At 68.2% G+C, this 15,266-nt stretch carries 13 protein-coding genes; 8 read left to right on the top strand and 5 right to left on the bottom strand.

Annotation, left to right across the window (positions count from 1 at the left end; all coding sequences use genetic code 11):
* The first annotated feature begins 65 nt into the window (after positions 1 to 65).
* The 7 genes from V5F48_RS00295 to cynS all read left to right on the top strand — a co-directional run bounded on the left by V5F48_RS00295 (position 66) and on the right by cynS (position 6,523).
* Entirely contained in the window at positions 66 to 929 is an 864-nt protein-coding gene (locus tag V5F48_RS00295) for a sulfurtransferase (RefSeq protein WP_394038921.1), read from the top strand.
* A gap of 18 nt (positions 930 to 947) precedes the next feature.
* Positions 948 to 1,562, top strand: coding sequence for a 2-hydroxychromene-2-carboxylate isomerase (locus V5F48_RS00290; protein ID WP_394038919.1), 615 nt, complete (start codon positions 948 to 950; stop codon positions 1,560 to 1,562).
* Positions 1,559 to 2,737, top strand: a complete 1,179-nt coding sequence (locus tag V5F48_RS00285) for an NAD(P)/FAD-dependent oxidoreductase (RefSeq protein ID WP_394038917.1) — start codon at positions 1,559 to 1,561, stop codon at positions 2,735 to 2,737. The genes V5F48_RS00290 and V5F48_RS00285 overlap by 4 nt, the downstream gene beginning before the upstream one ends.
* Positions 2,738 to 2,842: 105 nt before the next feature.
* Positions 2,843 to 4,207, top strand: a complete 1,365-nt coding sequence (locus V5F48_RS00280) for a CmpA/NrtA family ABC transporter substrate-binding protein (protein ID WP_394038915.1) — start codon at positions 2,843 to 2,845, stop codon at positions 4,205 to 4,207.
* A 3-nt stretch (positions 4,208 to 4,210) separates the two neighbouring features.
* Positions 4,211 to 5,050, top strand: a complete 840-nt coding sequence (gene ntrB, locus V5F48_RS00275; RefSeq protein ID WP_394038913.1) for a nitrate ABC transporter permease — start codon at positions 4,211 to 4,213, stop codon at positions 5,048 to 5,050.
* Between the two features lie 5 nt (positions 5,051 to 5,055).
* Positions 5,056 to 5,991 (top strand): ABC transporter ATP-binding protein, encoded by a 936-nt coding sequence (locus V5F48_RS00270; protein WP_394038911.1) that lies wholly within the window; start codon positions 5,056 to 5,058, stop codon positions 5,989 to 5,991.
* 43 nt (positions 5,992 to 6,034) lie between these two features.
* Positions 6,035 to 6,523, top strand: coding sequence for a cyanase (gene cynS / locus V5F48_RS00265; RefSeq protein WP_394038909.1), 489 nt, complete (start codon positions 6,035 to 6,037; stop codon positions 6,521 to 6,523).
* A gap of 122 nt (positions 6,524 to 6,645) precedes the next feature.
* On the opposite strand, the gene V5F48_RS00260 is transcribed toward cynS, so the two are convergent.
* The 5 genes from V5F48_RS00260 to V5F48_RS00240 form a co-directional block, all read right to left on the bottom strand.
* Positions 6,646 to 7,902, bottom strand: coding sequence for a DUF4167 domain-containing protein (locus V5F48_RS00260; RefSeq protein WP_394038907.1), 1,257 nt, complete (start codon positions 7,900 to 7,902; stop codon positions 6,646 to 6,648).
* 666 nt (positions 7,903 to 8,568) lie between these two features.
* Entirely contained in the window at positions 8,569 to 9,429 is an 861-nt protein-coding gene (prmC, locus tag V5F48_RS00255) for a peptide chain release factor N(5)-glutamine methyltransferase (RefSeq protein ID WP_394038905.1), read from the bottom strand.
* A gap of 67 nt (positions 9,430 to 9,496) precedes the next feature.
* Positions 9,497 to 10,579, bottom strand: coding sequence for a peptide chain release factor 1 (gene prfA, locus V5F48_RS00250; RefSeq protein ID WP_394038903.1), 1,083 nt, complete (start codon positions 10,577 to 10,579; stop codon positions 9,497 to 9,499).
* Positions 10,580 to 10,758: 179 nt separating this feature from the next.
* A complete protein-coding gene (gene ptsP, locus V5F48_RS00245; protein ID WP_394038901.1) occupies positions 10,759 to 13,026 on the bottom strand; it encodes a phosphoenolpyruvate--protein phosphotransferase in 2,268 nt (755 codons plus the stop codon).
* Positions 13,027 to 13,106: 80 nt separating this feature from the next.
* The gene (locus V5F48_RS00240; protein WP_394038899.1) at positions 13,107 to 14,366 is read right to left on the bottom strand and encodes an aspartate kinase; all 1,260 of its coding nucleotides are present in this window, start codon (positions 14,364 to 14,366) and stop codon (positions 13,107 to 13,109) included.
* Between the two features lie 471 nt (positions 14,367 to 14,837).
* Here V5F48_RS00240 and V5F48_RS00235 point away from each other — a divergent pair, with 471 nt between their 5' ends.
* The gene (locus tag V5F48_RS00235) at positions 14,838 to 15,260 is read left to right on the top strand and encodes an HIT domain-containing protein (protein WP_394038897.1); all 423 of its coding nucleotides are present in this window, start codon (positions 14,838 to 14,840) and stop codon (positions 15,258 to 15,260) included.
* Positions 15,261 to 15,266: the final 6 nt, after the last annotated feature.

Raw genomic sequence — 15,266 nt, 5'->3', positions numbered from 1 at the left:
GAGGGGCGAAAAGCTCCCGAAACCTTCCGGTTTTCTCGTCATTCACCCTGCGAGAGGGGATCACCATGAGCACCATCCTGATTTCGCCGCCCGACCTGTCCGCGCTGATCCTGTCCGAACCCACGGTCGTCATCGATACGCGCAATCCCGAGAGCTACGCCGCCGGGCATGTGCCCGGCGCGGTGAACCTCCACGAGATCTTCACCTTCCTCGCCACCTCGACCCCCGAGGGCTATGCGGAACTGCGCGCCAGGTTCGCCGATGCCTTCGGCAAGGCCGGCCTCTCCGGCAAGGAGACGGCGGTGATCTACGAGCAGTCCATGAATTCGGGCTTCGGCCAGTCCTGCCGCGGCTATTTCCTGCTCACCTTCCTCGGATATCCCAAGATCAAGGTGCTGCACGGCGGCTTCGCCGCCTGGGAGGCCGCCGGCCTGCCGGTCACCACCGCCGTGCCCGAGCCGAAGGCCGCCTCCTTCCCGGTGGACGAGGCCGCAGGCGAGGTGATCATCGATGCCGCCGCCATGCTCGCGGCGGTGGAGGACCCCGCTGTCGCCAAGCTCGACGTGCGCGACGTGGACGAGTGGATCGGCGAAAGCTCCTCGCCCTATGGCAAGGACTTCTGCCCGCGCAAGGGCCGCATCCCCGGCGCCAAGTGGATCGAATGGTACCGCATGATGAAGCCCACGGCCGAAGGCCCGCGCTTCAAGTCCGCCCCCGAGATCCTGGCCGAGTGCGCCACCGTGGGTATTTCACCTGATACCCCGGTCTATCTCTACTGCTTCAAAGGGGCGCGGGCGTCCAACACCTTCCTCGCGCTGAAAGAAGCGGGGGTAAAGGACGTGAAGATGTATTTTGGCTCCTGGAACGAGTGGTCGCGCGATCCGGCGCTCCCCATCGAGGAGGGGCATCCGGCGGCGGCCACGGCCTGAACCGAAGGAGTCACCACCGTGCCCGAGATCACCTGCTATTTCAGCCCTCAATCGGGCTATGCCTATCTGGGGCACCCCCGCCTCGTCGCCATCGCGCGCGAGCACGGCGCCAGCATTCTCTGGCGGCCCGTGGACATCCTGAAAGTCTTCGCCGAGGGCGGCTCCACCGCCCCGGCGAAGCAGTCCCCCGTCCGCAATGCCTATCGCAAGCAGGATATCGTGCGCTGGGCTAGGCTGCGCGGCATCCCCATCACCACCGAGCCGGCCTTCTGGCCCACGAACACGCTGCCCGCCTGCCACCTGATTGCCGCCGCGCAGGCTGAGGGGATCGACCCCGAAGCCCTCATCTTCGCCTGCCTCGGTGCGGTGTGGGCGCGGGACATCCAGATTTCCGACCGCGCCAACCTCATCCGCCTCGCCGACGAAGTGGGGTTGGATGGCGCGCGCCTTGTGGAATTGTCTGAGAGCGTGGCCGCCGCCGAGCAGATCCAGCGCAACACGGTGGCGGCAATCGAGGCCGGGGTGTTCGGCTCGCCCTCCTACGTGCTGAACGGGCAACTCTATTTCGGCCAGGACCGGCTGGACTTCGTCGCCGCCGCGCTCGCGGCCGGAGAGGCGGGGGCGGCGCTATGAGCGCCCCCGTCGTCATCGTCGGGGCGGGGCAGGCGGCGGCGCAGGCCGTCACCTCCCTGAAGGCCGAGGGCCATGCCGGCGACATGGTCGTGATCGGCGACGAGTCCTATCTGCCCTACCAGCGCCCGCCGCTCTCCAAGGCCTATCTCGGCGACGAGATGACCGAGGACCGGCTCGAATTGAAGGCGCCCAAATTCTATGCGGATGCCGGCGTGGACCTGCGCCTCGGCACCCGCGTCACCCGGCTGCTGCCGGCCGAGAAGGCGGTGGAACTGGCGGACGGCTCCCGCCTCGCCTATGGCGCCCTGCTGATCGCCACCGGCACCCGCGCCCGCGCGCTGCCGGTGCCGGGGGCGGAACTTAGCGGGGTCTTCTCCATCCGCTCCATCGACGACGTGAAGCACTTTCGTGCCGCGGCGGCGCCGGGGGCGAAGCTCGTCATCATCGGCGGCGGCTATATTGGCCTCGAGGTGGCCGCCAAGGCGAGGAAACTCGGCCTCGACGTGACCGTGGTGGAAGGCTTGCCGCGCCTGCTCGCCCGCGTCGCCTGTTCCACCATCTCCGACTTCGCCCGCGCTTTGCACGAGGGCAACGGCGTCACCATTCTCACCGGCGTGGGCGTGGCCCGGCTGATCGGCCCGGAGCGGGTGACGGGCGTTGAGCTGGCCGACGGGCGGGTGCTGCCGGCCGATCTCGTGCTCTCCGCCGTGGGCGCAGTGCCCAATACGGAACTGGCGGCCGAGGCGGGGCTGGTGCTGGAGAACGGCATCCGGGTGGACGAGACGACCCGCACCAGCGTGCCGGACATTTATGCCGCCGGCGACGTCGCCTCATTTCCGAGCAGGCTCTATGGCCGGCGCGTGCGCCTTGAATCCGTGCAGAATGCTATCGATCAGGCCAAGGCTGCTGCAAAAGCGATCACGGGTGGTGTCGTTGCATATGATCCTATCCCCTGGTTCTGGTCCGATCAATACGATGTGAAGCTCCAGATCGCCGGTCTCCTCGACGGCTTCGAGCGCACCGAGACGGAAGGCGACATGGCCGCCGGACGCTTCTGCGTGCGGTATTTCGCGGGCGATAGGCTGCTGGCGGTCTGCTCGGTCAACGATCCCAAAAGCCACATGCTGGCGCGCAAGGCGCTCGCCACACCACCCCCCGTGCCCATCCCCGGCTAGGGCATGGCACGGGCATTGCCATCACGAAGCGTCACCTGTCCAGCGTCACCTGCCCAGCGTCACCTGCCCACGAACCCTCGCAACCCGCCCTCACGGAGAGCCCTGATGTCGATGTTCTCGAACCCGTTCTCGCTGAAGTCGAAGCTCGGCCGCTGCCTGTGCGGGCGCCATGCGACGCCTGAGGAGCATGCGGCGGCGGAACGGGCGGCGGGGCTCGGCGACGAGGCGCGCTATCGCGATGTGGTGGCCTCCGGCCTCATGCGTGCGCTGTTTCCCAACGACATGAAGCGCCGGGCGTTCCTCAAGGCGGTGGGCGCCTCCACCGCCGCGGCGGCGCTGGCCACCTTCTTCCCGCTGGACGCCGCCACCGAGGCATTCGCCGCCACCGGCAAGCCGGAGAAGACCGACCTGAAGGTGGGCTTCATCCCCATCACCTGCGCCACCCCCATCATCATGGCGCACCCCATGGGTTTCTATACGAAGCACGGCCTGAACGTGGAGGTGGTGAAGACCGCCGGCTGGGCGGTGATCCGCGACAAGACCATCAACAAGGAATATGACGCCGCGCACATGCTGGCGCCCATGCCGCTGGCCATCTCCCAGGGCCTCGGCTCCAACCCCATCCCCTTCGTCACCGCCGCCATCGAGAACATCAACGGCCAGTCCTTCACGCTTGGCATCAAGCACAAGGACAAGATGGACGTGAAGTCGTGGAAGGGGCTGAAGTTCGCCATCCCCTACGACTTCTCCATGCACAATTACCTGCTGCGCTATTTGCTGGCGGAGAACGGCATCGATCCCGACACCGACGTGCAGCTGCGCGTGGTGCCGCCGCCGGAGATGGTGGCCAATCTGCGGGCCGAGAACATCGACGGCTTCCTCGCCCCCGACAACGTCGCCCAGCGCGCGGTGTTCGACGGCGTGGGCTTCATCCACTCCCTGTCCAAGACCATGTGGGATGGGCACCCCTGCTGCGCCTTCGCGGCGAGCCGGGAGTTCATCACCACCATGCCCAACACCTATGCGGCGCTGCTGCGGGCCATCATCGATGCCACCGGCTATGCCTCCAAGGCCGAGAACCGCAAGGCGGTGGCCGAGGCCATCGCCCCGCCGGCCTATCTCAACGCGCCGGTGACGGTGCTGGAGCAGGTGCTGGTGGGCAAGTTCGCGGACGGCCTCGGCAACATCAAGGACGACCCCAAGCGCATCGATTTCGATCCGTTCCCGTGGGAGAGCTTCGCCGTGTGGATGCTGACCCAGATGAAGCGCTGGGGCCAGATCAAGGGCGAGGTGGATTACGCCTCGGTCGCCAGCCAGGTGTTCCTCGCCACCGACGCCGCCAAGGTGATGAAGGACATGGGGCTGACCCCGCCCGCCACCACCTCCAAGTCGTTCTCGGTGATGGGCAAGGTGTTCGATCCGGCGAAACCGGCCGAATACGTGGCCTCCTTCGCCATCAAGCGGAGCTGAGCCGTGAAGAGCCTCGGCGTGCGCGCCGGCCTGCTCTCGGTGCTGCTGTTCGTCGCCCTGTGCGTGCTCTGGCAGATCGCCGTCACCCCGAGCGCAAGCACGGGGCCGGCGCTCGATCCGGAATATGCCAAGCTCATGGGCATCGCCACCGAGGGGGCGAAATCGGCCATGCCGGGGCCGCTCGACGTGGCGCAAAAGCTCTGGGACAACCTGAAGCGGCCGTTCTACGACAACGGGCCGAACGACAAGGGGCTGGGCCTCCAGCTGCTCTATTCCATCGGCCGGGTGTTCATCGGCTACGGCCTGGCGGTGATGGTGGCGGTGCCGGTGGGCTTTCTCATCGGCATGTCGCCGCTCGCCTACCGCGCGCTTGACCCCTTCATCCAGGTGCTGAAACCCATCTCGCCGCTCGCCTGGATGCCGCTCGCGCTCTACACCATCAAGGATTCCGCGCTCTCGGCCATCTTCGTCATCTTCATCTGCTCGGTGTGGCCCATGCTGCTCAACACCGCCTTCGGCGTGGGGGCGGTGCGCAAGGAGTGGCTGAACGTCGCCCGCACCCTGGAAGTGGGGCCGTGGCGGCGGGCCTTCACGGTGATCCTGCCGGCGGCGGCGCCCACCATCCTCACCGGCATGCGCATCTCCATCGGCATCGCCTGGCTGGTGATCGTGGCGGCGGAGATGCTCGTGGGCGGCACCGGCATCGGCTACTTCGTGTGGAACGAGTGGAACAACCTCTCCATCGCCAATGTCATCGTGGGCATCCTGCTCATCGGCGTCGTGGGCATGGTGCTCGACCTGATCCTGGCGCGCTTGCAGAAGCGCGTGACCTTTCCGGAGTGAGCGCCATGACCAGGACATTCGCGGCGACCGTGAACGCCGAACGCTTCATCTCCATCGAGGGCATCGCCCGGCGCTATCCGGCGGCGGGGGGCGGCTTCACCACCATCTTCGAGGACCTGTGGCTGCAGGTGCCGCGCGGCGAGTTCGTCTGCATCATCGGCCATTCGGGATGCGGCAAGACCAGCGTGCTCAACATCCTCGCCGGGCTGGAGACCCCCTCCGACGGCGTGGTGGTGGTGGACGGGCAGGCCATCGCGGGGCCGAGCCTCGACCGCGCCGTCATCTTCCAGGGCCATGCCCTGCTGCCGTGGCGGAGCGTGATGGGCAACGTGGCCTATGCCGTCTCCTCCCGCTGGCGCAAGGCGAAGCGGGCCGAGGTGGAGGAGCGGGCGAAGCGCTTCATCGATCTCGTGGGCCTCAAGGGCAACGAGGCCAAGAAGCCGGCGGAGCTGTCCGGCGGCATGCGCCAGCGCGTGGGCATCGCCCGGGCGCTCTCCATCGAGCCCAAGATCATGCTCATGGACGAACCGTTCTCGGCGCTGGACGCGCTCACCCGCGGCACGCTGCAGGACGAGGTGCGGCGCATCTGCAAGTCCACCGGACAGACCGTGGTGATGATCACCCACGACGTGGACGAGGCCATCTACCTCGCCGACAAGATCGTGCTCATGACCAACGGCCCGCAGGCCATGGTGGCCGAGGTGGTGGAGAACCCGCTGCCGGCCGACCGCCGCCGCGACACCATCCACCGCGAGCCGGACTTCTACACGGTGCGCAACCATTTGGTGGATTTCCTCGTCGCCCGCAGCCGCACCTTCAGGGACGAGAAGCCTAAGGGCTACGACCCGCGCCATCCGCCCGTGGTGCGCCTCGGCCTGGCGCCGGAGCCGCCGCCCGCCAACACCATCCCCTTTCCCGCCCTTGCCAAGGGTCGCGAGTGACGCCGGCCTTTGGGAAACAGACACGAGTGGAGAGACAAGACCCATGAAGCGCGAGCAACTCACCGAGAAGATCCTCGACATCAAGCGCGAGAAGGGCTGGACCTGGAAATACATCTGCGAGGAAATCGGCGGCATGTCGCCGTTCCTCGTGGTGGGCGCGCTGCTGGGCCAGATGAAGCTGGTGAAGCCGCTGGCCAGCAAGGCAGCCGTGCTGTTCGGCCTCTCCGAGGTGGAGGAGCGCATGCTGAACGAGGTGCCCCTGCGCGGCGCCGGCACGCCCATGCCCCCCACCGACCCGCTCATCTACCGCTTCTACGAGCTGGTGATGGTGAACGGCCCGGCGTGGAAGGCGCTCATCGAGGAGGAGTTCGGCGACGGCATCATGTCCGCCATCGACTTCAACATGGAAATGGTGCGCGAGCCCAACCCCAAGGGCGACCGGGTGCAGATCACCATGTCCGGCAAGTTCCTGCCGTACAAATATTATGGCAACGAGCAGGGCATCCCCGACTACGGCTTCAAGGAAAGCTGAGGGGCGTTCGCGGCCCGCGCCGGGCGGATCGCCGGCCCGCGCGGGATGTGGGCGTCGCAAATGAAAAACCCCGCCGGGTGACCGGCGGGGTTTTTCATTTCACGTAGACTGCAGGGCCAGCTTCAATCGTTGAAGAGCGCGGTCTGCTCGGGGGCAGGGGCCTCGCCGCCTGCCGCCTGCTCGGTCGTACCCTCGGCGCGGGTGCGGAAGCGGCGACGACGACCACGACGGGCATCCGTGCCTTCGGTCGCCTCGGCGGCCTCAGGGGCTTCCGCGGCCTCCTCGCGGGGCGGCTCGACCCGTGCAGCCTCGACCAGTGCGGGCTCGGTGCGTGCAGGTTCGGCGCGGACGGGCTCGGGGCGGGGCGGCTCGGCGCGCGGGGCTTCCACGCGCGGGGCTTCCACTCGAGGCGCTTCGGCGCGGTCCTTGATGATGGCCGGCGAACCGGTGATGAAGGAGGGCAGGCCGAGATCCTGCTCTTCCTCGCGCGGGGCGCGGGGCGGGCGGGGCGCCTCGGCCTCCTCGCTGCGGGGGACGCGGGCGGCGCGCGGCGTGAAGCCCTCGCCGGCCTCGTCGCGGTTGCGACGGCGGAACTCGCGCGGTGCGCGATCCTCGCGGGGTTCCCGCTGCTCCCGGGGGGCGCGCTCTTCGCGCTGTTCACGGGGCTCCCGGGGCGCGCGCTCTTCACGGGGATCTCGCTGGTCCCGCGGCGCGCGATCCTCACGCTGCTCACGCGGGGCACGATCCTCGCGCTGATCGCGGGCCTCACGCTGCTCGCGGGGCGCGCGTTCTTCACGGGGGTCCCGCTGGTCCCGCTGCTCGCGGGGGTCACGGGCCTCGCGCTGGGGCTGGGGCTGGTAGCCTTCGCCGCCCTCGTCGTCGCGGTTGCGGCGATAATTGCCCTGGCGGTTGTCCCGCTGGCCGCGATCGTCGCTGCGATTGTCCCGGTTCTCGCGGGCCTCGCGGGGCTGATAGGGCTGCTCGCCACGATTATAGGGCTGCTCGCCGCGGTTGAAGGGCGGCTGGGGCGCATCGAGCGCGGCCACATCGTCCATGTCCTCGTCGTCCATCTCGTCGTCGCGGCCGAAGCCGGGCGGGGGAGCGAACTGGCCCTGGAGCGAGGCGATGAGGCGCAGATAATGCTCGGCGTGCTGGAAATAATTCTCAGCCGCCACATGATCTCCGGACGACTGGGCGTCGCGGGCGAGCTGCTGGTATTTCTCCGCGATGTGGTGGGCCGTTCCACGCACCTTCGTGTCCGGGCCGTTCGATTCGTAGACCCGTGTCAGAGGGTTCGAGCTGCGCCGGTTGCCATTGCCGTTGTTATTGTTGTTGTTGTTGCGGCCGCGCATGCGCTGCTTCTGCTGACCATTTCTCATGTGGATCAATCTCTACTCGCCCGGCGTTCACGCCGCCGTCTGCGCCCGGTCGCCATGCGCCGGTGAACTTCGCAACACGCCCGATGGTTGGTCCGGGCGGCGCACGCCAGGATGCGCGCTGTTCCGCTTTCGCAAGTCACGTTTGCAAGTCACGTCTACAAGTCACGTTTGCAAACCACGTTTGTTTGCAAATCAGTTTTGCAAGTCACGTTTGCACGTCATGTTCGCAGGTCATGAACATCAGCTTCGCGAGCCGCCTGCGCCGGCATTCGCGCTGGTCTCAAAGTGCGATCGTTCGTTAAGTCCGGATCTATCCGATCATCGAGCCCCGTTCCGTGCCCCCCAGCACGGCCGCCGTTACACGATACGCTGCCGGGCCATCCAGCCCGCGCGCGCTCAACACCGTGAAACGATCTCCCCGCCGGATGCTGGAATGTGCGCCGCATGAGCGCGCATCATCCCACCGCATCCATAGCACCCGAAACATCTGCTTGAGATTTCGGAAGCCCGCATCAGCCCCTTGGACCAACGCATCGGTTCGATTCCTGAAGAAGACACTATCCATTTCCCTCCAAGGTTCCAAGCGGTTTTTTCTCAGTTTGCGCACTGCACGCGCTTTGAGTGCCGGCAGGCGCCCGCCCTGAAACTCAGTGCCCGCCTGATAGCTCACCTGCGGCGGGCGACGAGGGCCCTCGGGATTCCCGAAAGGTCGCGCCGCGCGGGGCCTGCCATCTCAAGTCCCGCCGCAGCAACCAGTTCCGCGACGGCGGGCTCTTGCCCCGCGCCGAGTTCCAGCACCGCGACGCCGCCCGGACGCAGCAGGCGCGGCAGGTCGGCGGCGATGGCGCGATAGGCGACGAGGCCGTCCGCCCCGGCCTCAAGCGCCAGATGCGGATCGTGCAGGCGGACCTCGGCGGGCAGGTCCAGCATGGCGGAAGCCGTGATGTAGGGCGGGTTGGAGACCACGAGGTCGAAGCCGCCGGCCAATGCGCTGCCCCAGTCGCCGACCATCACATGGGCGCGCCCGGCGAGGCCATTGCGCGCGAAATTGTCGCGCGCGGTCAAGGCCGCGCCCTCGGAGCGGTCCACCGCGATGCCGGTGGAGTTGGCAAGCTCCACCAGCAAGGCGGCGAGGATCGCGCCCGTGCCCGTCCCCAAATCGAGGATCAGGAGCGGCGCGGTTCGATCGGGCCGTTCGGCAAGGGCCGCCTCCACCAGGGTTTCGGTGTCGGGACGGGGCACCAGGGTTTCGGGGGAGAGGTGAAGGTCGAGGCTCCAGAACTCCCGCCGGCCGCGAATGCGTGCCACCGGCTCGCCGGCGGCCCGCCGGTCCACCAACATGCGGGCGGCGTCCGCGGCCTCGGGCGGGACCGGCGCATCGGCGCGCAGCAGCAGGTCCCCCGGCGCGCAGTCCAGCGCTTGCGCCAGCAAAACGCGGGCGTCGAGGTCCGGCGTCTCCACCCCCGCCGCGGCGAGGGCCGCCGCCATCTGCCGGCGCAGGGCGCCGATGGTCAGGGCTTCAGCCACAAGCGGCGCCCGGGTCCACGCCTCTCCTGCCCACGCCTCTCCTGCCCACGCCTCTCCTGCCCACGGCTCAGGCCTCTTCGGCGGCGGCGAGCAGGGCGGCCTGATGCTCGGTGAGCAGCGGGTCGATGATCTCGTCCAGCGCCGGGCCGGCAATCACCTCGTCCAGCTTGTAGAGGGTGAGGTTGATGCGGTGGTCGGTGACGCGGCCTTGCGGGAAATTGTAGGTGCGGATGCGCTCGGAGCGGTCGCCGGAGCCCACCTGGCCCTTGCGATCGGCAGCGCGGCCGGCCTCCTTCTTCTGGCGCTCGTCGTCCAGCAGGCGCGCGCGCAGGAGCGCCATGGCGCGGGCCTTGTTGCGATGCTGGGAGCGCTCGTCCTGCACTGCCACCACCGTGTTGGTGGGAAGATGGGTGATGCGCACCGCGCTCTCGGTCTTGTTCACATGCTGGCCGCCGGCGCCCTGGGCGCGGTAGACGTCGATGCGCAGGTCGGCCTCGTTGATGTCCACGTCCACGTCCTCCGCCTCGGGCAGCACGGCGACGGTGGCGGCGGAGGTGTGGATGCGCCCGCTGGTCTCGGTGGCCGGCACCCGCTGGACCCGGTGGACCCCGCTCTCGAACTTGAGCCGCGCATAGGCGCCGCGGCCGTGGAGGGCGGCGACGATTTCCTTGTAGCCGCCCATGGTCCCCTCGCTCTCGGAGAGGATTTCCACGCTCCAGCCCTTCTCGGCGGCATAGCGCGTGTACATGCGGTAGAGGTCGCCGGCGAACAGGGCGGCCTCGTCGCCGCCGGTGCCGGCGCGCACCTCCAGGATGATGCCGCGCTCGTCCATGGCATCCTTGGGCAGCAGCGCGAGGCGCACGGCGGTGGCCAGCGCGCCGATCCGGCCTTCAAGGCGCTCCACCTCCGCCTCGGCCATCTCCCGCATCTCGGGGTCGCCGGCCGATTCGGCCAGCAGTTCGTGGGCGCCGTCCAGATCGCGCTCGGCGTCCTTCAGGGCGCGCACCTGCTCCACCACCGGCGAAAGCTCGGAAAACTCGCGGCCGAGGCGCACATATTCCTCGCCCTCCGCACCGCGCGACAGGGCGGCCTCGATCTCGGCATGGCGCGCGACCAATTGGTCGAGCTTGGCGGTGGGCAGGGAAATCATCGGTCTAAAGCGTTTTCCGCAAGGGTGAAGCCGGTTTGCGTCCAGAAAACGCAGTGGGGGCAGCCGTCGGGGCGTGCCTAGAGCATTTCTCCGTTTCACTGAATCGGGGAAATGCTCTAGGCCATTGAGTTTACGCGTTTTCTTTACGCGAACCGGTATCCACTTCGCTCGAAAACGCTCTAAATGGGCAGGCCGCAGGCCTTGGCGAAGGCAGAGAGCGCGGCGCGCGGGTCGGCCATGCCGCTTTTGTCCTCCAAAAGCGGCAGCAGCACCTTGCGGGCGGCGGACACGTCCAGCTCCAGCAACATGGCCTTCACCGGGCCGATGGAGGCTGGTGAGAGAGAGAGCGCCCGGTATCCCAGTGCGGCGAGGGCCACGGCCTCCAGCGGCCGCGACGCCAGTTCCCCGCACAGGGTCACCGGCTTGCCGTGGCGCTGGCCGGCTTCCGCCACCAGGCGGAAGGCCCGCAGCGCCGGCGGCGACAGCGGATCGAAGCGATCCGCCACGCGCACGTTGGAGCGGTCCGCCGCATAGAGAAACTGCACCAGGTCGTTGGAGCCCACCGAGAGGAAGTCGGCGCGGGACAGGATCTCGTCCAGCTGGAACAGCAGGGACGGCACCTCCACCATGGCGCCCACATACACCTTCTCCGGCAGGCCGTGGCCGTGCTTGCGCAGGTGGGTCAGCTCGCGTTCGACGATGGCGCGGGCGCGGTCGAATTCCTCCACCGCCGCCACCATGGGGAACATGATGCGCAGGTCGCGCCCCGCGCCGGCTCGCAGCAGCGCGCGCAGCTGGCTGCGCAGCAGGCCGGGCCGGTCCAGCCCGAGGCGGATGGCGCGCCAGCCCAGGGCGGGATTTTCCTCCTCGACGGTCCGCATGTACGGCAACACCTTGTCGCCGCCGATGTCGAGGGTGCGGAAGGTGACGGGCTTTTCGCCGGCGGCATCCAGCACCGCGCGATACAGCTTCAACTGCTCCGAGATGCGCGGGAAGGCCGAGGCGATCATGAATTGCAGCTCGGTGCGGAACAGGCCGATGCCCGCCGCGCCGGTTTCCGTTATGTGGGGCAGGTCCACCAGCAGGCCGGCATTCAGGTGCAATTCGATATGCACGCCGTCCTTGGTGACCGAGGGGCGGGTGCGCAGCGCGGCATACTGGGCCTGGCGGCGGGCGCGGAAGCGCACCTTCTCCGCATAGGCTTCCTCCACATCGCCGGGCGGGCGCAGATGCACTTCACCCGCCTGCCCGTCCACGATGACGGGATCGCCGGGATCGGCAAGGCCCGCCGCATTCTCCACCTGGCCCACGGCGGCGATGCCCAGCGCCCGGGCGACAATGGTGACGTGGCTGGTGGTGCCGCCTTCCTCCAGAACCAGGCCGCGGATGCGCGAGCGGTCGTAGTCGAGCAGCGCCGCCGGGCTCATGTTGCGGGCGACGAGGATGGCGTTTTCCGGCAGCGCCTCGCGCTCCGAGCTGCGATTGCGGCCGGTCAGCTCGCGCAGCAGGCGGTTGGCGAGGTCGTCGAGGTCGTGCAGGCGCTCGCGCAGATAGGGGTCGGAAGCGCGCATCATGCGGGCGCGGGTGTCCGACTGCACCCGCTCCACCGCGCCCTCGGCGGTGAGGCCGGAGAGCACGGCCTCACGCATCTTGTGCATCCAGCCGCGGTCGTGGGCGAACATGCGGTAGGCTTCAAGAATGTCGCGGTGCTCGCCGGCCTTGGCGAGGCCGTCATCCTCCAGCATCAGGTCGATGGAGTGCCGCAGCTTGCCGATGGCGGCATCGAGGCGGGCGGTCTCCTTCACCACGTCGTCGGCGATGACGTTGGTGACCTTGATGCGCGGCTCGTGCAGCACCACATGGCCGAGCCCCAGCCCGTCCGCCAGCGCCACGCCCTTCAGGTGCAGGGGCCGGCGCACGGCCGGCTCGGCGCCGGGCTTGGCCAGCGCGGTCAGTTCCCCGGAGGCGATCATCTCCGCCAGCACCATGGCGGTGGTCTGGAGCGCCTCGATCTCCTCTTCCGTATAGGTGCGGCGGGCCCGGTTCTGCACCACCAGCACGCCCAGCGTGTTGCCGGCTCTCAGAATCGGCACGCCGAGGAAGGAGTTGTAGACCTCCTCGCCGGTTTCCGGGCGGTAGGAGAATTCCGGATGGGCGTGGGCGTCCGAAAGCGCAAGCGACTCCGCCTCGCGCGCCACATGGCCGACCAGGCCCTCGTCCACCCGCATGACGGTCAGATGGACCGCATCCCGGTTCAGGCCTTCGGTGGCATAGAGTTCGAGCGTCTGGTCGACGCGGAGCACATAGACCGAGCAGACCTCCGCCACCATGTTGGCGGCAATCAGCACCACGATCTTGTCGAGGCGGTCCTGCGCGCTGACCGGCTCCACCATCACCTCGCGGAGGCGGCGGAGCAATACGCGCGGACCGCCGAGCGTGCCACGCATCGGCCGCATCCTTAAATGTGGGCGGGTTCAGGTGCCCGCGGGGCTCTGCGTTGAACGGCGCGCCCCCGCGGGTCCGTCCATCAGCTGTCCAGCCCGTATAGCGAATGGAGAGTCCGAACCGCAAGTTCGGTATAGGCCGCATCGATCAGGAACGAGATCTTGATCTCCGACGTGGTGATGGCCCGGATGTTGATTCCCTTGCCCGCCAGCGCCTGGAACGCCTGCGCCGCAACGCCGGCGTGGGAGCGCATGCCGATGCCGATCACCGACACCTTGGTGACGTCGGCGGCGCCCTCCACCACCTGGTGGGCGATGGTGTCCCTGGCCTTTTCGATCACCGCCTTGGCGCGTTCGAAGTCGGCGGTGGGAACGGTGAAGGTGATGTCGGTGAAGCCGTCGGCGGACACGTTCTGCACGATCATGTCCACATTGATGTGGGCATTGGCCAGAGGCCCGAACACGGCGGCGGCGATGCCCGGCTTGTCGGCGACCCGGCGGATGGAGACCTGGGCTTCGTCCTTGGAGAAGGCGATGCCGGTGACCACCTGCGATTCCATCTGGTTTGCCACGATCTCCTCCTCGTCGCAGATGAGCGTTCCGGCCTTTTCCACGTTCGCCATCTCGGGGGCGTCGGGATCCACAAGGCTGGAGCGCACGAAGGTGCGCACATTATGCACCATGGCGAGCTCCACCGAGCGCACCTGCAGCACCTTGGCCCCGAGCGAGGCCATTTCCAGCATTTCCTCGAAGGCGATGCGGTCGAGGCGCCGGGCCTTGGGCACCACGCGCGGGTCGGTGGTGTAGACCCCGTCCACGTCGGTGTAGATGTCGCAGCGCTCGGCCTTCAGCGCCGCCGCCACCGCCACCGCCGAGGTGTCCGAGCCGCCGCGGCCCAGGGTGGTGAGGCGTCCCGTGGGCAGGTGAATGCCCTGGAAACCGGCGATCACCGCCACCTGGCCGCCGTCGATGGCGGCGCCGAGCTTGTCGCTGTCGATGTCGAGAATGCGGGCGGAGCCGTGGGCGTCGTCGGTGGAAATGGGCAACTGCCAGCCCTGCCAGGAGCGCGCCGAAAGGCCCATCTCCTGGAGCACGATGGCCAGCAGTCCGCTGGTCACCTGCTCGCCGGAGGCGACCACTGCGTCATATTCACGCGGATCGTAAAGGGCGGAGGCATCCTTGCACCAGCCGACCAGTTCGTTGGTCTTGCCGGACATGGCGGAGACCACCACCGCCACCTGGTAGCCGGCTTCGACCTCGCGCTTCACATGGCGCGCCACATTGCGGATGCGCTCGATATTGGCGACTGACGTGCCGCCGAACTTCATCACCAGCCGAGCCATCGCTCGTGCCTTTCTTCGCCTGGAAAACGGATGGGAGACGTCTCTGGGCGGCCCGCGCGACGGCGGGCCGGGTCAGGGGTGCGTCATTTTCGCAGGCGCGCCATACCGAGGCGCCGGCGGGCGCGCGGGTCGAGGCGGGTCAGGTGGGCCGAGCGAAACATCCCGAAAGTCCTTCCGCGCGGGTTCGATCAAGGGCGCGCGGTGATTGCGCGCCTCCATAGCGGCAAGTGGGGGCGGGGGCAACCGGGGTGGCTCTCGTCCGGTGGCATTCCAATGGGCGCATGAGGTTGAGGGCGGGCCTTGGTGGTCCCGTCCGCCGGTCTTGCTGGCCGCGGCCGCCTGGGCCATGAGAGGTTCGCGAATGCGCGCCCGAAGTAGGATGCTCTTCGCGGCGAAACGCCATCCTGCCTGCATCGTCCCGGACATCGCGCTGGATAGGGCGCGAGATAAGGGGCTCGGTGGATCCCGACCATGACCGCACCCGCCGCCTTCCAGCTCGATCCACGCCTTGAAGCCGATGGTCCCCCGGTCGGCGACCTGCCCCTGTGCCACCTGCGGCTGGTGGACGATGCCCGCTTCTTCTGGGTGGTGCTGGTGCCGCGCCGGGCCGGGCTGGTGGAGATCATCGACCTTCCCGCCGCCGACCGCCTCATCCTCATGGAGGAGATCGCCGCCGTCAGCGCCGCGGTGAAGGTCGCAACAGGCTGCGCCAAGCTGAACGTTGCCGCGCTGGGCAACATGGTTTCGCAACTGCATGTGCATGTGGTGGCCCGAAATCCCGGCGACGCCGCGTGGCCGGGGCCCGTCTTCGGCGTGGGAACCCGGGTGCCGCTGGCGCCGGCCGAGCGGGACCGGCGCCTGGCCACCCTGCGCGAGCGGATGGCCCTGTCCTGACGCAGG

Source organism: Xanthobacter autotrophicus ATCC 700552 (assembly GCF_043194565.1).
GTDB lineage: Bacteria > Pseudomonadota > Alphaproteobacteria > Rhizobiales > Xanthobacteraceae > Xanthobacter > Xanthobacter autotrophicus_F.
This window is presented reverse-complemented; position numbering and strand designations above follow the sequence as displayed.